The 16,545-nt window shown below is 53.1% G+C and carries 16 protein-coding genes; 14 read left to right on the top strand and 2 right to left on the bottom strand.

Going from position 1 to position 16,545, the window contains the following annotated elements; translation table 11 throughout:
- The first annotated feature begins 65 nt into the window (after positions 1 to 65).
- Positions 66 to 2,327 (top strand): 5-methyltetrahydropteroyltriglutamate--homocysteine S-methyltransferase, encoded by a 2,262-nt coding sequence (gene metE / locus I6L54_RS00930; protein ID WP_040230084.1) that lies wholly within the window; start codon positions 66 to 68, stop codon positions 2,325 to 2,327.
- Between the two features lie 54 nt (positions 2,328 to 2,381).
- Here metE and I6L54_RS00925 read toward each other — a convergent pair whose 3' ends face one another.
- Positions 2,382 to 3,188, bottom strand: a complete 807-nt coding sequence (locus tag I6L54_RS00925) for a dienelactone hydrolase family protein (protein ID WP_040230086.1) — start codon at positions 3,186 to 3,188, stop codon at positions 2,382 to 2,384.
- A 265-nt stretch (positions 3,189 to 3,453) separates the two neighbouring features.
- Between I6L54_RS00925 and udp the strand changes: the two genes are divergently transcribed.
- The 9 genes from udp to tatD all read left to right on the top strand — a co-directional run bounded on the left by udp (position 3,454) and on the right by tatD (position 11,395).
- Positions 3,454 to 4,215 carry a uridine phosphorylase gene (gene udp, locus I6L54_RS00920; protein WP_003017903.1) on the top strand — a complete coding sequence of 254 codons (762 nt, stop codon included), beginning with the start codon at positions 3,454 to 3,456 and terminating at the stop codon, positions 4,213 to 4,215.
- Positions 4,216 to 4,355: 140 nt separating this feature from the next.
- Complete coding sequence (gene rmuC, locus I6L54_RS00915; RefSeq protein WP_137378406.1) at positions 4,356 to 5,786, top strand: DNA recombination protein RmuC; 1,431 nt, start codon at positions 4,356 to 4,358, stop codon at positions 5,784 to 5,786.
- 94 nt (positions 5,787 to 5,880) lie between these two features.
- On the top strand, positions 5,881 to 6,636 hold the full coding sequence (ubiE, locus tag I6L54_RS00910) for a bifunctional demethylmenaquinone methyltransferase/2-methoxy-6-polyprenyl-1,4-benzoquinol methylase UbiE (RefSeq protein WP_003017897.1): 756 nt from the start codon (positions 5,881 to 5,883) through the stop codon (positions 6,634 to 6,636).
- A 13-nt stretch (positions 6,637 to 6,649) separates the two neighbouring features.
- Positions 6,650 to 7,255, top strand: a complete 606-nt coding sequence (ubiJ, locus tag I6L54_RS00905; protein WP_040230088.1) for a ubiquinone biosynthesis protein UbiJ — start codon at positions 6,650 to 6,652, stop codon at positions 7,253 to 7,255.
- Complete coding sequence (gene ubiB, locus I6L54_RS00900; RefSeq protein WP_005133256.1) at positions 7,252 to 8,892, top strand: ubiquinone biosynthesis regulatory protein kinase UbiB; 1,641 nt, start codon at positions 7,252 to 7,254, stop codon at positions 8,890 to 8,892. Before ubiJ ends, ubiB begins: the two co-directional genes overlap by 4 nt.
- A 78-nt stretch (positions 8,893 to 8,970) precedes the next feature.
- Positions 8,971 to 9,225, top strand: coding sequence for a Sec-independent protein translocase subunit TatA (tatA, locus tag I6L54_RS00895; RefSeq protein WP_040230091.1), 255 nt, complete (start codon positions 8,971 to 8,973; stop codon positions 9,223 to 9,225).
- Between the two features lie 3 nt (positions 9,226 to 9,228).
- Positions 9,229 to 9,777, top strand: a complete 549-nt coding sequence (gene tatB, locus I6L54_RS00890; protein ID WP_005133254.1) for a Sec-independent protein translocase protein TatB — start codon at positions 9,229 to 9,231, stop codon at positions 9,775 to 9,777.
- 2 nt (positions 9,778 to 9,779) lie between these two features.
- The gene (tatC, locus tag I6L54_RS00885) at positions 9,780 to 10,571 is read left to right on the top strand and encodes a Sec-independent protein translocase subunit TatC (RefSeq protein WP_005133252.1); all 792 of its coding nucleotides are present in this window, start codon (positions 9,780 to 9,782) and stop codon (positions 10,569 to 10,571) included.
- Positions 10,572 to 10,612: 41 nt separating this feature from the next.
- Positions 10,613 to 11,395, top strand: a complete 783-nt coding sequence (gene tatD, locus I6L54_RS00880; protein ID WP_040230092.1) for a 3'-5' ssDNA/RNA exonuclease TatD — start codon at positions 10,613 to 10,615, stop codon at positions 11,393 to 11,395.
- A 5-nt stretch (positions 11,396 to 11,400) separates the two neighbouring features.
- On the opposite strand, the gene rfaH is transcribed toward tatD, so the two are convergent.
- On the bottom strand, positions 11,401 to 11,889 hold the full coding sequence (gene rfaH / locus I6L54_RS00875) for a transcription/translation regulatory transformer protein RfaH (RefSeq protein ID WP_040230093.1): 489 nt from the start codon (positions 11,887 to 11,889) through the stop codon (positions 11,401 to 11,403).
- 166 nt (positions 11,890 to 12,055) lie between these two features.
- Here rfaH and ubiD point away from each other — a divergent pair, with 166 nt between their 5' ends.
- The 4 genes from ubiD (at position 12,056) to I6L54_RS00855 (ending at position 16,441) form a co-directional block, all read left to right on the top strand.
- Positions 12,056 to 13,549, top strand: a complete 1,494-nt coding sequence (ubiD, locus tag I6L54_RS00870; protein WP_040230095.1) for a 4-hydroxy-3-polyprenylbenzoate decarboxylase — start codon at positions 12,056 to 12,058, stop codon at positions 13,547 to 13,549.
- A 40-nt stretch (positions 13,550 to 13,589) separates the two neighbouring features.
- Entirely contained in the window at positions 13,590 to 14,291 is a 702-nt protein-coding gene (fre, locus tag I6L54_RS00865) for an NAD(P)H-flavin reductase (protein WP_040230096.1), read from the top strand.
- Positions 14,292 to 14,538: 247 nt separating this feature from the next.
- On the top strand, positions 14,539 to 15,453 hold the full coding sequence (locus tag I6L54_RS00860; protein ID WP_040230098.1) for an ROK family protein: 915 nt from the start codon (positions 14,539 to 14,541) through the stop codon (positions 15,451 to 15,453).
- 7 nt (positions 15,454 to 15,460) lie between these two features.
- Positions 15,461 to 16,441, top strand: a complete 981-nt coding sequence (locus tag I6L54_RS00855) for a LacI family DNA-binding transcriptional regulator (RefSeq protein WP_040230100.1) — start codon at positions 15,461 to 15,463, stop codon at positions 16,439 to 16,441.
- Positions 16,442 to 16,545: the final 104 nt, after the last annotated feature.

Genomic DNA, 16,545 nt, shown 5'->3' with positions numbered 1-16,545 from the left:
AGTAAACTTGCCGCCTTCCCTAAATTCAAAATCCATAGGATTTACATATAATTAGAGGAAGAAAAATGACAATATTGAATCACACCCTCGGTTTCCCTCGCGTTGGCCTGCGTCGCGAGTTGAAGAAAGCGCAAGAAAGTTACTGGGCGGGAAATTCTTCCCGTGAAGAATTGCTGACCGTTGGTCGCGAGCTGCGTGCCCGCCACTGGGATCAGCAGAAGCAGGCGGGCGTTGACCTGCTGCCGGTGGGCGATTTTGCCTGGTACGATCACGTGCTGACCACCAGCCTGCTGCTCGGCAACGTTCCGGCTCGTCATCAGAATAAAGACGGCTCGGTTGATATCGATACCTTATTCCGCATTGGCCGTGGCCGCGCACCGACCGGTGAGCCCGCGGCGGCGGCAGAAATGACCAAATGGTTTAACACCAACTATCACTACATGGTGCCGGAGTTCACCAAAGGTCAGCAGTTCAAACTGACCTGGACCCAACTGCTGGATGAAGTAGACGAAGCGCTGGCGCTTGGCCATAAGGTGAAACCTGTGCTGCTGGGGCCGGTAACTTACCTGTGGCTAGGGAAAGTGAAGGGCGAACAGTTTGACCGCCTGAGTCTGTTGAACGACATTCTGCCGGTTTACCAGCAGGTGCTGGCGGAACTGGCAAAACGGGGTATTGAGTGGGTACAAATCGATGAACCTGCTCTGGTACTGGAGCTGCCGCAAGCGTGGCTGGATGCCTTTAAACCGGCTTATGACGCTCTGCAGGGTCAGGTGAAGCTGCTACTGACCACCTACTTCGAAGGCGTAACGCCAAACCTGGATACCATTACCGCGCTGCCGGTGCAGGGGCTGCACGTTGACTTCGTGCACGGTAAAGATGATGTCGCCGAGCTGCACAAACGTCTGCCTGCCGACTGGCTGCTGTCAGCGGGTCTGGTGAACGGACGCAACGTCTGGCGCGCCGACCTCAGCGAAAAATACGCGCAAATTAAAGATATCGTCGGGAAACGTGACCTGTGGGTGGCTTCTTCCTGCTCCCTGCTGCACAGCCCCATCGATCTCAGCGTGGAAACCCGCCTTGATGCAGAGGTGAAGAGCTGGTTTGCCTTCGCCCTGCAAAAATGCGGCGAGCTGGCGCTACTGCGTGATGCGTTGAACAGCGGCGATACCGCGGCGCTGATTGAATGGAGCGCACCGATTCAGGCGCGTCGCCACTCTACTCGTGTCCACAACGCCGCAGTGGAAAAACGTCTGGCGGCGATCACTGCCCAGGACAGCCAGCGTGCCAACGCTTATCCGGTTCGTGCCGAGGCACAGCGTGCCCGCTTTAATCTGCCGGCATGGCCGACCACGACTATCGGCTCATTCCCGCAAACCACGGAAATTCGCGGCCTGCGCCTGGACTTCAAAAAAGGCAACCTGGATGCCGGTAACTACCGCACCGGTATCGCGGAACATATCAAACAGGCGATCGTTGAACAGGAACGTCTGGGGCTCGACGTGCTGGTGCACGGTGAAGCCGAACGTAACGACATGGTGGAATACTTTGGTGAACATCTGGACGGGTTCGTCTTTACCCAGAACGGTTGGGTGCAGAGCTACGGTTCTCGCTGCGTGAAGCCACCGGTAGTCATTGGCGACGTCAGCCGCCCGGAAGCGATCACCGTGGAGTGGGCGAAGTATGCCCAGTCGCTGACCGACAAACCGGTAAAAGGTATGCTGACCGGTCCGGTGACCATTCTTTGCTGGTCATTCCCGCGTGAAGACGTGACGCGTGAAACCATCGCGAAGCAGATTGCGCTGGCGTTGCGTGATGAAGTTGCGGATCTGGAAGCGGCGGGGATCGGTATTATCCAGATTGATGAGCCGGCGCTGCGCGAAGGTCTGCCATTGCGTCGCAGCGACTGGGCGGCGTATCTGGAGTGGGGCGTGGAAGCCTTCCGCATTAACGCGGCGGTGGCGAAGGATGAAACCCAGATCCACACCCACATGTGTTACTGCGAGTTCAACGACATCATGGACTCCATTGCGGCGCTGGACGCGGACGTGATCACCATTGAAACCTCTCGTTCTGATATGGAGTTACTGGAGTCGTTTGAAGAGTTCGATTACCCGAACGAAATCGGGCCGGGCGTCTACGACATTCACTCGCCGAACGTCCCGAGCGTGGAGTGGATTGAAGCCCTGCTGAAAAAAGCCGAACAGCGTATTCCGGCAGAGCGTCTGTGGGTGAACCCGGACTGCGGTCTGAAAACGCGCGGCTGGCCGGAAACCCGTGCCGCGCTGGCAAACATGGTTAAAGCGGCGCAGAATCTGCGTCAGGCGTAAAAACAAAACGGAGGCTGATGCCTCCGTTTTGTTTATTGGTTTGCCTGGCGGAAATTATTTCTTTCCACCGTATTGCGCGAACCACTCCAGCATCCTCTGCCAGCCGTCTTTTGCGGACTCTTCGTGGTAACTTGGGCGATAATCGGCGTTGAACGCATGCCCGGCATCGGGATAGACCACGATTTCCGCTTTCGCATTGGCGGCGCGCAGCGCCTGACGCATTGTTTCAACGGTATCTTGTGGAATACTGGTATCCTGGCCGCCATACAGTCCCAAAACGGGAGCGTTAAGATCGGTTGCGATATCAACGGGATGTTTGGGGGAGTTCAGCGTTTTATCGCCCACCAGTTTGCCGTACCACGCCACCGCCGCTTTTAGCTGTGGATTGTGTGCGGCATACAGCCAGGTAATGCGCCCGCCCCAGCAAAATCCGGTGATCATCAGTTGGTGCGCATCTCCCCCGTTGCGGGAGGCCCAACTGGCGACGTGATCCAAATCGGCCAGTACCTGAGAGTCAGGCACTTTGGCGACAAGGCCGCTGAGCAGCGTCGGGATATCGGCAAAGTCATTGGGATCGCCTTCGCGAAAATAGAGTTCTGGTGCGATAGCCAGATACCCTTCCAGAGCCAGACGGCGGCAAACGTCACGAATGTGTTCATGAATGCCAAAAATCTCCTGCACGACAATAACCACGGGCAGCGGGCCATCGGTTTGCTTTGGTCGTGCGTGATACGCTGGCATATCATCGCCTTGTGAAGGTATGGACGTTACACCGGCGATAATCGCGTTATCCGGAGTGTGAACCGTGGTAGATGTCGGTGGAGATACAGCAGGTGCAAAGCCAGATTGTCGTGTTGTCATGGTATTCTCCGTACCCTTAAATATTCAGCCCAAAAGCGCATTGTTAACTATAGACACATGCAACGAACCACATTGCCTTAAACGGTCTATCTTTTGTGCAGGGCTTCCTTACATTGCATTGTTTATGTGATGTGTATCACTATTTCATGGTAATTGAATGCAATTGATTTACATCATAGTGATGACTGTCACGAAAATATGTTCATGCCTTCGGTAAAGTATGTTTTTGCTTCTTCTGACAAAACCGATTCACAGAGGAGTTTTTATGTCTAAGTCTGATGTTTTTCATCTCGGCCTCACTAAGAGCGATTTACAAGGGGCTACGCTTGCTATCGTCCCTGGCGACCCGGAGCGTGTGGAAAAGATCGCCGCGCTGATGGATAAGCCGGTTAAGCTGGCATCTCATCGCGAGTTCACTACCTGGCGTGCTGAGCTGGATGGTAAAGCCGTGATCGTTTGCTCTACCGGTATCGGCGGCCCGTCAACCTCTATTGCCGTAGAAGAACTGGCACAGCTGGGCATTCGTACCTTCCTGCGTATCGGTACGACTGGCGCTATCCAGCCGCATATCAACGTGGGTGATGTCCTGGTCACCACGGCGTCTGTCCGTCTGGATGGTGCAAGCCTGCACTTCGCGCCAATGGAGTTCCCGGCCGTTGCCGACTTCGAGTGCACCACTGCGCTGGTGGAAGCGGCGAAATCTATCGGCGCCACTACCCACGTTGGCGTTACCGCGTCTTCTGATACCTTCTACCCGGGCCAGGAGCGTTACGACACCTTCTCTGGTCGCGTAGTGAGCCGTTTCAAAGGCTCGATGGAAGAGTGGCAGTCGATGGGCGTCATGAACTACGAAATGGAATCTGCCACGCTGCTGACCATGTGCGCCAGCCAGGGTCTGCGTGCTGGTATGGTCGCGGGTGTTATCGTGAACCGTACTCAGCAAGAGATCCCGAATGCGGAAACGATGAAACAAACGGAAAGCCACGCGGTGAAAATCGTGGTGGAAGCTGCGCGTCGTTTACTGTAATTCTCCCTTCTTTGCTAAAAGGCCGACGCGTTCGGCCTTTTTATTTTGCGTAGTGCCTCGCAGGAAATTCCTTTTAAACTGGACGTTTATACAGCACAATTCTATTTTGTGCGGGTAAGTTGTTGCTGTAAGGGGGCGTTGTGGATATTTCAATTATGATGAGTGCCGTGCTGGCGTTAGCCGCAGGGCTGCTGGTTGGGTGGCTGGCAACAAAAGCGCACGCCGACAGGATCCGTGCCGACCTCATCGAAGAACGACGTGAACTGGATATCGCGCTAAGCGCCGCCCGGCAGCAACTCTCACAGGAGGCCCACTGGCGCGACGAATGCGAACTGCTGAATAACGAACTCCGCAGCCTGCAGAGTATCAATACCTCGCTGGAGGCCGATCTCCGGGAAGTCACCACTCGTCTGGAAGCAACGCAACAGCATGCGGAAGATAAAATTCGCCAGATGATCAACAGCGAACAGCGCTTGAGCGAACAGTTTGAGAATCTGGCGAACCGCATTTTCGAGCACAGTAACCGTCGGGTAGATGAGCAAAATCGCCAAAGCCTGAACAGCCTGCTGGCACCGCTTCGCGAACAACTGGACGGTTTTCGACGCCAGGTTCAGGATAGCTTTGGTAAAGAGGCACAGGAACGTCATACTCTGGCGCACGAAATTCGTAATCTCCAGCAACTGAACGCGCAGATGGCACAGGAAGCAGTAAACCTGACGCGTGCATTAAAAGGGGATAACAAAACGCAGGGTAACTGGGGCGAGGTGGTACTCACGCGGGTGCTTGAGGCTTCCGGTCTGCGTGAAGGCTATGAATACGAAACCCAGGTCAGCATCGAAAACGACGCCCGCTCGCGGATGCAGCCAGATGTTATTGTCCGGTTACCGCAGGGCAAAGATGTGGTGATCGACGCGAAAATGACGCTGGTTGCCTATGAACGCTATTTTAACGCTGAAGATGAACTCACCCGCGAGAGTGCGTTGCAGGAGCATATCGCCTCGGTGCGAAACCACATTCGTCTGCTGGGTCGCAAAGACTATCAGCAGCTTCCTGGGTTACGTACGCTTGACTATGTGCTGATGTTTATCCCCGTTGAGCCTGCTTTTTTACTGGCGCTCGACAGGCAGCCTGAACTGATTACCGAAGCGCTTAGAAATAATATTATGCTGGTCAGTCCCACTACGCTGTTGGTGGCATTGCGTACGATTGCCAATCTGTGGCGCTACGAGCATCAGAGCCGTAATGCGCAACAAATTGCCGATCGGGCCAGCAAACTTTATGACAAGATGCGGTTGTTTGTGGATGATATGTCGGCAATAGGTCAAAGCCTGGATAAAGCCCAGGACAACTACCGACAGGCGATGAAAAAACTCTCTTCCGGTCGTGGAAACGTCCTGTCGCAGGCAGAAGCGTTTCGCAGTTTAGGGGTGGAAATTAAGCGCGAGATTAATCCTGAACTGGCTGAACAAGCCACGACCCAGGATGAAGAGTACCGTTTGCGCTCGGTCCCTGAGACGCAACCGGATGAGCCTTACCCCGATGATGAAGCGGTAAATCAGCAATCAAGCTAGTCCATTTGGGGTAGTTGAACCCGGCAGAAGGGTAGGGCAAATTGACCCAATCTGTTACACTTCTCGAACATTTTTTGAATGAGCAGGCACTGAGATGGTGGATAATTCACAAGAAACGACGCACTTTGGCTTTCAGACCGTCGCTAAAGAGCAGAAAGCTGACATGGTGGCTCACGTTTTTCATTCTGTGGCCTCTAAATATGACGTTATGAATGACTTAATGTCATTCGGCATTCATCGTTTGTGGAAGCGCTTCACCATTGACTGCAGTGGCGTGCGTCGCGGACAAACCGTTCTCGATTTGGCTGGCGGTACCGGCGATCTGACGGCGAAATTCTCTCGCATGGTAGGCGAAACCGGCAAAGTTGTGCTGGCAGATATCAATGACTCAATGCTCAAAATGGGTCGCGAAAAGCTGCGCAATATCGGTGTAGTGGGGAACGTTGAGTACGTTCAGGCGAATGCGGAAGCGTTACCTTTCCCTGACAACACGTTTGACTGCATCACCATCTCTTTTGGTCTGCGCAACGTGACGGATAAAGACAAAGCATTACGCTCAATGTATCGCGTGTTGAAGCCGGGCGGGCGTTTACTGGTGCTGGAATTCTCCAAGCCGATTATCGAACCGTTGAGCAAAGCCTACGACGCGTACTCTTTCCACGTTCTGCCGCGAATTGGCTCCATGGTAGCAAGCGATGCAGACAGTTATCGCTATTTGGCGGAGTCCATCCGCATGCATCCCGATCAGGACACCTTAAAAGCAATGATGCAAGATGCCGGGTTCGAAAGCGTTGATTACTACAACCTGACGGCAGGTGTCGTTGCGCTGCATCGTGGCTACAAGTTCTGACAGGAGATTGGGGATGCCTTTAAAACCCTTAGTGACCGCAGGCGTTGAAAATCTGCTCAACACCTTTCTGTACCGTTCCCCTGCGCTCAAGTCAGCCAGAACGCGTTTACAGGGCCAAGTGCTACGTGTTGATCTCAAAGGATTTTCAACACCGTTAGTCCTGGTGTTTAGTGAGCGCCAGGTCGATGTGCTGGGGGCATGGGAAGGCGAAGCCGATTGCACCGTAATCACACATGCCAGCGTGTTACCGAAACTACGCGATCGGCAGCAACTCACCACGCTTATTCGCAGCGGTGAGCTGGAAGTCCAGGGCGATATTCAGGTCGTGCAGAACTTTGTGGCGTTGGCCGATCTGGCGGAGTTTGATCCCGCTGAACTGTTAGCGCCCTATACTGGCGATATCGTCGCGGAAGGAGTCAGTAAAGTGTTGCGTGGTGGAGCTAAGTTCCTGCGCCGCAACATTCAGCGCCAGCAGCGTTATGTTGCTGAAGCGATCACCGAAGAGTGGCGCATGGCTCCGGGTTCGCTTGAGGTTGCATGGTTTGCAGAAGAAACGGCAGCCGTTGAGCGCGCGGTCGAATCTCTGGCTACACGGCTGGAAAAACTGGAGGCCAAATGACGCCAGGTGAAGTACGGCGCCTTTATTTCATCATTCGCACTTTTTTAAGCTACGGTCTTGATGAACTCATCCCTAAAATGCGTATCACGCTGCCGCTCCGGCTGTGGCGTTACTCGCTGTTCTGGATGCCCAACCGACACAAAGATAAGCCGTTGGGAGAAAGGCTGAGACTGGCTTTGCAGGAATTGGGGCCGGTGTGGATCAAATTTGGTCAAATGCTCTCAACCCGTCGTGATCTTTTCCCTCCGCACATTGCCGATCAGCTAGCGCTACTGCAGGATCGGGTTGCGCCATTCGATGGGCAACGCGCGAAAGAACAAATCGAAGAGGCGATGGGGGGGCTACCCGTCGAGGAATGGTTTGATGATTTTGAGATCACACCGCTGGCATCTGCGTCTATTGCTCAGGTTCACACCGCGCGGCTGAAATCGAATGGCAAAGAGGTGGTAATCAAAGTTATTCGTCCGGATATCTTGCCAGTAATCAAAGCCGATTTAAAACTGATCTATCGCCTTGCTCGCTGGGTTCCTCGCCTGCTGCCGGACGGTCGTCGCCTGCGGCCAACAGAAGTGGTTCGTGAATATGAAAAAACATTGATCGACGAGCTGAACCTGCTGCGTGAGTCGGCAAACGCCATTCAACTGCGACGTAATTTTGAAGACAGCCCGATGTTGTACATCCCGGAAGTGTATTCCGACTATTGCAGTCAGAACATGATGGTGATGGAGCGCATTTACGGTATTCCCGTTTCAGATGTCGCCACGCTTGAGAAGAACGGCACCAACATGAAGCTGCTGGCCGAACGCGGTGTTCAGGTCTTCTTTACTCAGGTTTTCCGCGACAGCTTTTTCCATGCCGACATGCACCCCGGGAACATTTTCGTGAGTTATGAGCACCCTGAAAACCCGAAATACATTGGTATTGATTGCGGGATCGTGGGTTCCTTAAACAAAGAAGATAAGCGCTACCTGGCTGAAAACTTTATTGCGTTCTTTAACCGCGACTACCGCAAAGTAGCTGAACTGCACGTGGATTCTGGCTGGGTTCCGCCGGATACCAACGTTGAAGAGTTCGAATTCGCCATTCGTACCGTGTGCGAGCCGATCTTCGAAAAGCCGCTGGCAGAGATCTCCTTTGGTCACGTGCTGTTGAATCTGTTCAATACGGCACGTCGATTTAATATGGAAGTCCAGCCTCAACTGGTGTTGTTACAGAAGACGCTGTTGTACGTTGAGGGTGTTGGCCGACAGCTCTATCCTCAGTTAGATCTGTGGAAAACGGCCAAGCCTTTCCTTGAATCCTGGATTAAAGATCAGGTAGGTATTCCGGCGCTTGTCAGGGCATTTAAAGAAAAAGCACCATTCTGGGTCGAAAAAATGCCAGAAATACCTGAACTTGTGTATGACAGTTTGCGCCAGGGCAAATATTTACAGCACAGTGTTGATAAGATTGCGCGCGAGCTTCATGCGAATCACGTACGTCAGGGACAATCCCGTTATTTATTGGGTATTGGCGCAACGTTGCTGTTAAGTGGGACATTCCTGCTGGTAAGCCGCCCTGAGTGGGGGCTTATGCCGGGCTGGTTAATCGCGGGTGGTGTTATCGCCTGGCTGATCGGCTGGCGCAAAATGCGCTGATTTTTTCATCGCCCAAGGCAGGTCGTGTAACGTATACTACGACCTTATTAATTCATCATCTATGACAGAGGAACATGTATGGGTGGTATCAGTATTTGGCAGTTGTTGATCATTGCCGTCATCGTTGTACTGCTATTTGGCACCAAGAAACTCGGCTCCATCGGTTCCGACCTTGGCGCGTCTATTAAAGGCTTCAAGAAAGCGATGGGTGATGATGAACCTAAGCAGGATAAAACCAGCCAGGACGCTGATTTTACCGCTAAATCCATCACCGATAAGCAGGGTGAAGTGAAGAAAGAAGACGCCAAAAACCAAGATAAAGAGCAGGTATAATCCGTGTTTGATATCGGTTTTAGCGAACTGTTATTGGTGTTCGTTATCGGCCTCATCGTACTGGGGCCGCAACGATTGCCAGTGGCAGTAAAAACGGTCGCGGGCTGGGTCCGTGCGCTGCGCTCTCTTGCAACTACCGTGCAGAATGAACTGACCCAGGAGCTTAAGCTTCAGGAGTTTCAGGACAGCCTGAAGAAAGTAGAGAAAGCGAGCCTGACAAATTTGACGCCGGAGCTGAAAGCATCGATGGATGAGCTGCGCGAAGCGGCTGAGTCGATGAAGCGTTCTTACAGCGTGCACGATCCTGAGAAAGCGAGCGATGAAGCGCACACTATCCATAATCCGGTAGTGAAAGAAGCGGAAGCGCAGCGAGAAGGAGTTACCCCTGCAGCCGCTGAAAACCAGGCCAGTTCGCCGGAGCAAAAACCGGAATCCACGGCCGCTGACACGCCGGAGTTGAAGGAAACTGCTTCCGTTACGTCGATGGACGCGGAAAAGAAACCTGCTGCACCAGCTGTCGAATCCTCACCCTCGTCGAGTGATAAACCGTAAACATGTCTGTAGAAGATACTCAACCGCTCATCACGCATCTTATTGAGCTGCGTAAGCGACTCCTGAACTGCATTATTGCGGTTATGGTGATCTTTCTGGCGTTGGTTTATTTTGCCAACGACATTTACCATATGGTTGCAGCGCCGCTGATTAAACAGATGCCGCAGGGTGCAACGATGATCGCCACCGATGTGGCTTCACCGTTCTTTACCCCGATAAAGCTAACCTTTATGGTGTCGCTGATCCTGTCGGCACCGGTGATCCTGTACCAGGTATGGGCATTTATTGCGCCTGCTTTATATAAGCATGAACGCCGCCTTGTCGTGCCGCTGCTGGTCTCAAGTTCGCTGTTGTTCTATATCGGGATGGCATTCGCCTATTTTGTCGTCTTCCCGCTGGCGTTTGGCTTCCTTGCCAACACAGCTCCGCAAGGCGTGCAGGTTTCGACAGACATTGCCAGTTATCTCAGCTTTGTCATGGCACTGTTTATGGCGTTTGGTGTCTCTTTTGAAGTTCCGGTCGCCATCGTCCTGTTATGCTGGATGGGCATTACGACACCTGATGATTTACGTAAGAAACGCCCTTACGTAGTTGTCGGGGCATTTGTCGTGGGGATGTTACTGACTCCACCAGATGTCTTCTCGCAAACGCTGTTGGCTATACCGATGTACTGCCTGTTTGAAGTGGGTGTTTTCTTCTCTCGTTTTTATGTCGGTAAGCGACGTACGCGGGACGAAGACAACGAGGCAGAGAATGCGAAAGAAGCCGAAGCCACCGAGAAAACCGAAGAGTAAATTCAGCCGCCCGTCAGGGCGGTTGTCATATGGGAGGATGCATGTTTGATATTGGCGTTAATTTAACCAGTTCACAATTTGCGAAAGACCGGGATGAGGTCGTGGCGCGCGCCTTTGCTGCGGGCGTAAACGGTATGCTTCTGACCGGCACAAACCTGCATGAAAGCCAGCAGGCGCTAAAGTTGGCACAGCATTATCCGCATTGCTGGTCCACGGCTGGCGTGCACCCGCATGACAGCAGCCAATGGCAATCCTCAACGGAAGACGAGATTATCGCGCTGGCGAACCAGTCCGAAGTGGTCGCCATTGGTGAATGCGGCCTGGATTTTAATCGTAATTACTCCACTGCGCAGGAACAGGAACGGGCTTTTGAGGCGCAATTGCGTATTGCCGCCGAATTGCAGATGCCTGTTTTCATGCATTGTCGGGATGCCCACGAACGTTTTCTTACGCTGCTGGAACCCTGGCTGGACAGCCTCCCCGGCGCAGTGCTGCACTGTTTCACCGGTTCGCGCCGGGAGATGCAGGACTGCGTGGACCGAGGGCTTTATATCGGGATTACCGGATGGGTCTGCGATGAGCGTCGGGGGATGGAACTACGGGAGCTACTGCCTTTTATCCCGGTGGAAAGGCTGCTGATAGAAACAGACGCGCCCTATTTACTCCCACGCGATCTGGCCCCGAAGCCGACTTCCCGACGCAATGAACCTGCACACCTGCCGCATATTCTTGAGCGTATTGCGCACTGGCGCGGGGAAGATCCTCAGTGGCTATCAACGGCGATTGATGCCAACGTCAGAACGTTATTCGAAGTGACCTTCTAAACGGCTTAAATTTTTCGAAAGCCGGTATTTTTCACGCTCTGCTTAACCTCTTTATTCAACAGGTTAAGCAGTAGCATGGAACGTGCTTCGCCATCCGGTTCGGTGAAGATCGCTTTTAGCCCCTCAAACGCCCCTTCAGTAATAATTACGCTGTCCCCTGGCTGAGGAGTTTGCGGGTCAACAATTCCTTCTGGCTTGTAGATAGAAAGCTGGTGAATAACGGGAGAAGGAACTGTCGCAGGCGTCGCGCCAAAACGGACGAAATGGCTGACGCCACGTGTCGCATTGATGGTCGTGGTGTGGATCACTTCCGGATCGAACTCGACAAACATGTAATTAGGGAAAAGTGGCTCACTGACTGTGGTACGTTTACCACGCACCATTTTTTCCAGGGTGATCATTGGCGTCAAACAGTTTACTGCTTGTCTTTCCAGGTGTTCCTGGGCACGCTGAAGTTGCCCGCGTTTGCAGTACAGTAAATACCAGGCTTGCATAATAACTCTTATCCGCTTGTTCTGAGCGCAAGCATAGCAAAAGTCATTATACACTTCATCTTTCAAGCCTCATCGGTGTTGGTTGCCAGAGTTCACGCTAATTTAACAAAAATACAGCATCACAATGATGAACGCCGTATAATGACGCGCTTACACAGAGGCCATAATGGACGCCATGAAATATCACGACTTACGCGACTTCCTGACGCAGCTTGAACAGCAGGGCGAGCTCAAACGCATTACGCTTCCAGTGGATCCCCATCTGGAGATCACTGAAATTGCCGATCGCACTTTGCGTGCCGGTGGGCCTGCGCTGCTGTTTGAGAATCCAAAAGGCTATTCAATGCCGGTACTGTGCAATCTGTTTGGCACTCCGAAGCGTGTCGCCATGGGGATGGGGCAAGAAGATGTCTCAGCACTACGGGAAGTTGGTAAGCTGTTGGCGTTTTTGAAAGAGCCGGAGCCGCCGAAAGGATTCCGCGATCTGTTTGATAAGCTGCCGCAGTTCAAGCAGGTACTGAACATGCCGACCAAACGGCTACGCGGTGCGCCTTGTCAGCAAAAAATTTCTTCAGGTGATGACGTTGATTTAAACCGTATACCGATCATGACCTGCTGGCCGGAAGATGCTGCGCCGCTGATTACATGGGGACTCACCGTCACGCGTGGTCCGCATAAAGAGCGACAGAATCTGGGTATTTATCGCCAACAGCTGATTGGCAAAAACAAGCTCATTATGCGTTGGCTTTCACATCGTGGCGGCGCGCTGGATTATCAGGAGTGGTGCGCGGCACACCCTGGTGAGCGTTTCCCAGTCTCCGTTGCGTTAGGGGCAGACCCGGCGACCATTCTGGGCGCTGTGACCCCTGTACCTGATACATTATCAGAGTACGCCTTCGCCGGGCTGCTGCGTGGCACCAAGACCGAAGTCGTCAAATGCATCTCCAACGATCTCGAAGTACCCGCCAGCGCTGAAATTGTTCTGGAAGGCTATATCGAGCCGGGTGAACTGGCACCGGAAGGACCGTATGGCGATCATACGGGTTATTACAATGAAGTGGATAGCTTCCCGGTTTTCACCGTCACACACATCACCCAACGCGAAGATGCGATTTATCACTCCACCTACACCGGACGTCCACCAGATGAGCCAGCGGTGCTCGGTGTGGCGCTGAATGAGGTCTTTGTCCCTATTCTGCAAAAGCAGTTCCCGGAAATCGTCGATTTTTACCTACCTCCGGAAGGTTGTTCATATCGCCTGGCCGTGGTGACGATGAAAAAACAGTACGCGGGTCATGCCAAACGCGTCATGATGGGTGTTTGGTCGTTTTTGCGTCAGTTTATGTACACTAAATTTGTTATTGTCTGCGATGATGACGTCAACGCGCGTGACTGGAATGATGTGATTTGGGCAATTACTACCCGTATGGACCCGGCCCGGGATACGGTACTGGTAGAGAATACGCCGATTGATTACCTGGACTTTGCCTCGCCGGTATCCGGTCTTGGTTCAAAAATGGGGCTGGATGCCACAAATAAATGGCCGGGTGAAACCCAACGAGAGTGGGGACGCCCGATTAAAAAAGATCCTGAAGTGACTGCGCGTATTGACGCAATTTGGGATGAACTGGCCATCTTTAATGACGGCAAAAGCGCCTGAGGCGCGATCGTTTTGCCTATTGATCCGACAGAGAGAGCGCATGACAACCTTAAGCTGTAAAGTGACCTCGGTAGAAGCTATCACTGACACCGTATATCGCGTTCGTTTAGTGCCTGACGCGGCATTTTCCTTTCGTGCAGGTCAGTATTTAATGGTCGTGATGGATGAAAGGGATAAGCGTCCGTTTTCCATGGCATCAACGCCGGACGAGCAAGGATTCATTGAGCTGCACGTTGGCGCTTCTGAGCTAAATCTTTATGCCATGGCGGTGATGGATCGCATTCTGAAAGACCGGGAAATCAAGGTCGATATTCCGCATGGCGAAGCCTGGCTGCGTGATGAAGATGAGCGTCCGCTGATGCTGATCGCGGGCGGCACAGGGTTCTCTTACGTGCGTTCCATTCTGCTCACCGCGCTGGCGCGTAATCCCAACCGCGATATCACCATTTACTGGGGCGGGCGCGAAGAGAAGCATCTCTACGATCTCTCTGAGCTGGAAGCGTTGTCGGTGAATCACCCGAACCTGCGCGTTGAGCCAGTGGTAGAGCAGCCTGAAGACGGCTGGCGTGGTCGTACGGGAACCGTGTTAACGGCAGTATTGCAGGATTACGGTACTCTGGCGGAACACGATATCTACATCGCCGGGCGTTTCGAGATGGCTAAAATCGCGCGCGACCTGTTCTGCAATGAACGTCAGGCACGTGAAGATCGTCTGTTTGGTGACGCGTTCGCGTTTATTTAAGCGATGTGCGCCGGAACCCCGCCGGCGCATTGATAAATTCCCCACCTTCCACATGACGGTTGCTGTCTTGGCATCTTTGCATATCTCCTGACTTACAAAACCTAATTATTTTTAGTAAACAAAATCATTTCCTGTTTATATGCAAATATCACAGCATTTTGTGATACCTCACTATTTGTTTAGTAAACAAATCAGGCACTCTATGCAGCATCATAATTGCGAGATGCCAATGAGAGGAGAGGCCACCATGAGGCTCGGACTGGATATCGGCGGGACTAAAATTGAAGCGGTGGTAATTGATAACGCGGGTGAAATTGTTTTCCGCGAGCGATGTGCGACACCAAAGCAGAGTTACGGTGATTTTTTCCAGGCTGTGACCGGGATGATTGCTAAGGCGAGACAGGCCGTTAATCAGCCTTTCTCAATTGGCGTTGGGGTGCCCGGCGCGGTGGATAGCGAAGGTTTGATTAAGAATTCCAATATTCTGGTGCTGAATCAGCAGGCATTTTCACAAGATCTTGAGCGTGCATTAGGAATGCCTGTGCCCGTAACCAATGACGCCAACTGCTTTACCCTGTCGGAAGCGATGGACGGTAGCGGACGGGACTATCGTGTCGTATTTGGCGTGATCCTTGGTACCGGATGCGGCGGCGGTCTGTGCTTCGATAATCGGTTGATCTCCGGCCCCAACGCCTGTGCCGGAGAGTGGGGACATAATGCATTGCCGCGCTACCACGAATCTCGGGACGGGGCTGAAGTGACATGCTATTGCGGACAGGTGAACTGTATTGAGAGCTTTATTTCCGGCAGCGGCCTGGAGCGTCAGTATATGAATCACACCGCGCAACATGCAGGTGTGCCACATATTATGCAGCGTGTAGAATCGGGTGATACGGTAGCCTGCTTGGTATGGGAACGCTATTGCGATCAGCTGGCACGTGCGTTGGCGGGTATTGTGAATACACTCGACCCTGATGTCATTGTGCTGGGAGGGGGGGTATCCAATATCACATTACTGTATTCGGGTTTGCAGGCACGCGTGGCACAGTACGTGTTTGGTAAACAGTGCTGTACACCGATCGTTCAGGCCCGACACGGCGACAGCAGCGGTGTCCGTGGCGCAGCCTGGCTGGGAGCACAAAAGGCCAGCGTAAATCAATGAGAGTGACATGACGAAACCTGTACGAATCAGAGATATTGCCGAAGCCTGCGGCGTTTCAGTTGGCGCTGTATCCCGCGCACTAAAAGGGCAGCCAGGGCTACGTGAAGACACCCGGCTGCGCATTATTTCTGTGGCGCAGCAGCAGGGCTATGATTTTTCTCGCCTGCGCGCAGACAAGATCAAACGCGTCCTGTTTTTACTGCATCGTCAGCACAATATCAGCCGGGCTTTACCGTTTTACTCTCAACTGCTGCTGGGTATCGATGATGCCTGCCGGGAGCAGGGTATTGCGCTGAGCTTTCTGTCTATCGGTCCGGGCGATGCAGTGAGTGAGCAGGTGATGCTGCACCAGCCTGATGCGCTGATCTGCGCCGGTTTTTTTGAACCTGAGTTGCTTGGGCTGCTGCAACAGATGAAATTGCCGTTGGTGCTGGTGGATCTCTGGGCGCCGGGGCTGCCTTGCGTGAATCCGGATAATACCCAGGGTGGCTATCTGGCTACGCAACATCTGATTACGCAAGGGCGCAGGCGTATCGCTTTTCTTGCCAGTTCGCTTGCGCACTACAGCATCCGTCAGCGCGAGAAGGGCTACCGTCAGGCATTGTATGAGGCCCGCTTGCTGATGCCGCCAGAGTACGACGCCGTTGCGCCGCCACTGCTGGATACTGAACAATCGTTGGTGGAAGCGGTTAATGAGCTGCTCAGGCTGCCGGAACCGCCTGATGCCATTTTTGCCTATAACGACGCGGCAGCGCTGGTTGTTCAGCGGGTGTGCGCGCAGCAGGGTATACGTATCCCGGAAGATCTTGCGCTGGTGGGGTTTGATGATATCGATGCTGCGGCCTGGTCACATCCGCCGCTGACTACGATTGCGGTTGATAAACAGCAACTGGGGCGTGAAGCGCTGCGTTTATTGCTGGAAGAGAAACAGGAAGAGAATCTGCTGTTGCCGGTGCAGTTAGTGGTGCGTGTTAGTTCAGGGAAATAAAAAACCCGCCCCTGACAGGCGGGAAGAACGGCAACTAAACCTTTCCCCGTCATAATTCACTCTGCCTCTTTGTTGGCTGCCTTTGCTCACCCCGGTCACATAGT

Source organism: Citrobacter pasteurii, from assembly GCF_019047765.1.
Taxonomy (GTDB): Bacteria; Pseudomonadota; Gammaproteobacteria; order Enterobacterales; family Enterobacteriaceae; genus Citrobacter; species Citrobacter pasteurii.
Note: the sequence above shows the minus strand (reverse complement) of the source record. Positions and strands in the feature narration are given on the sequence as shown.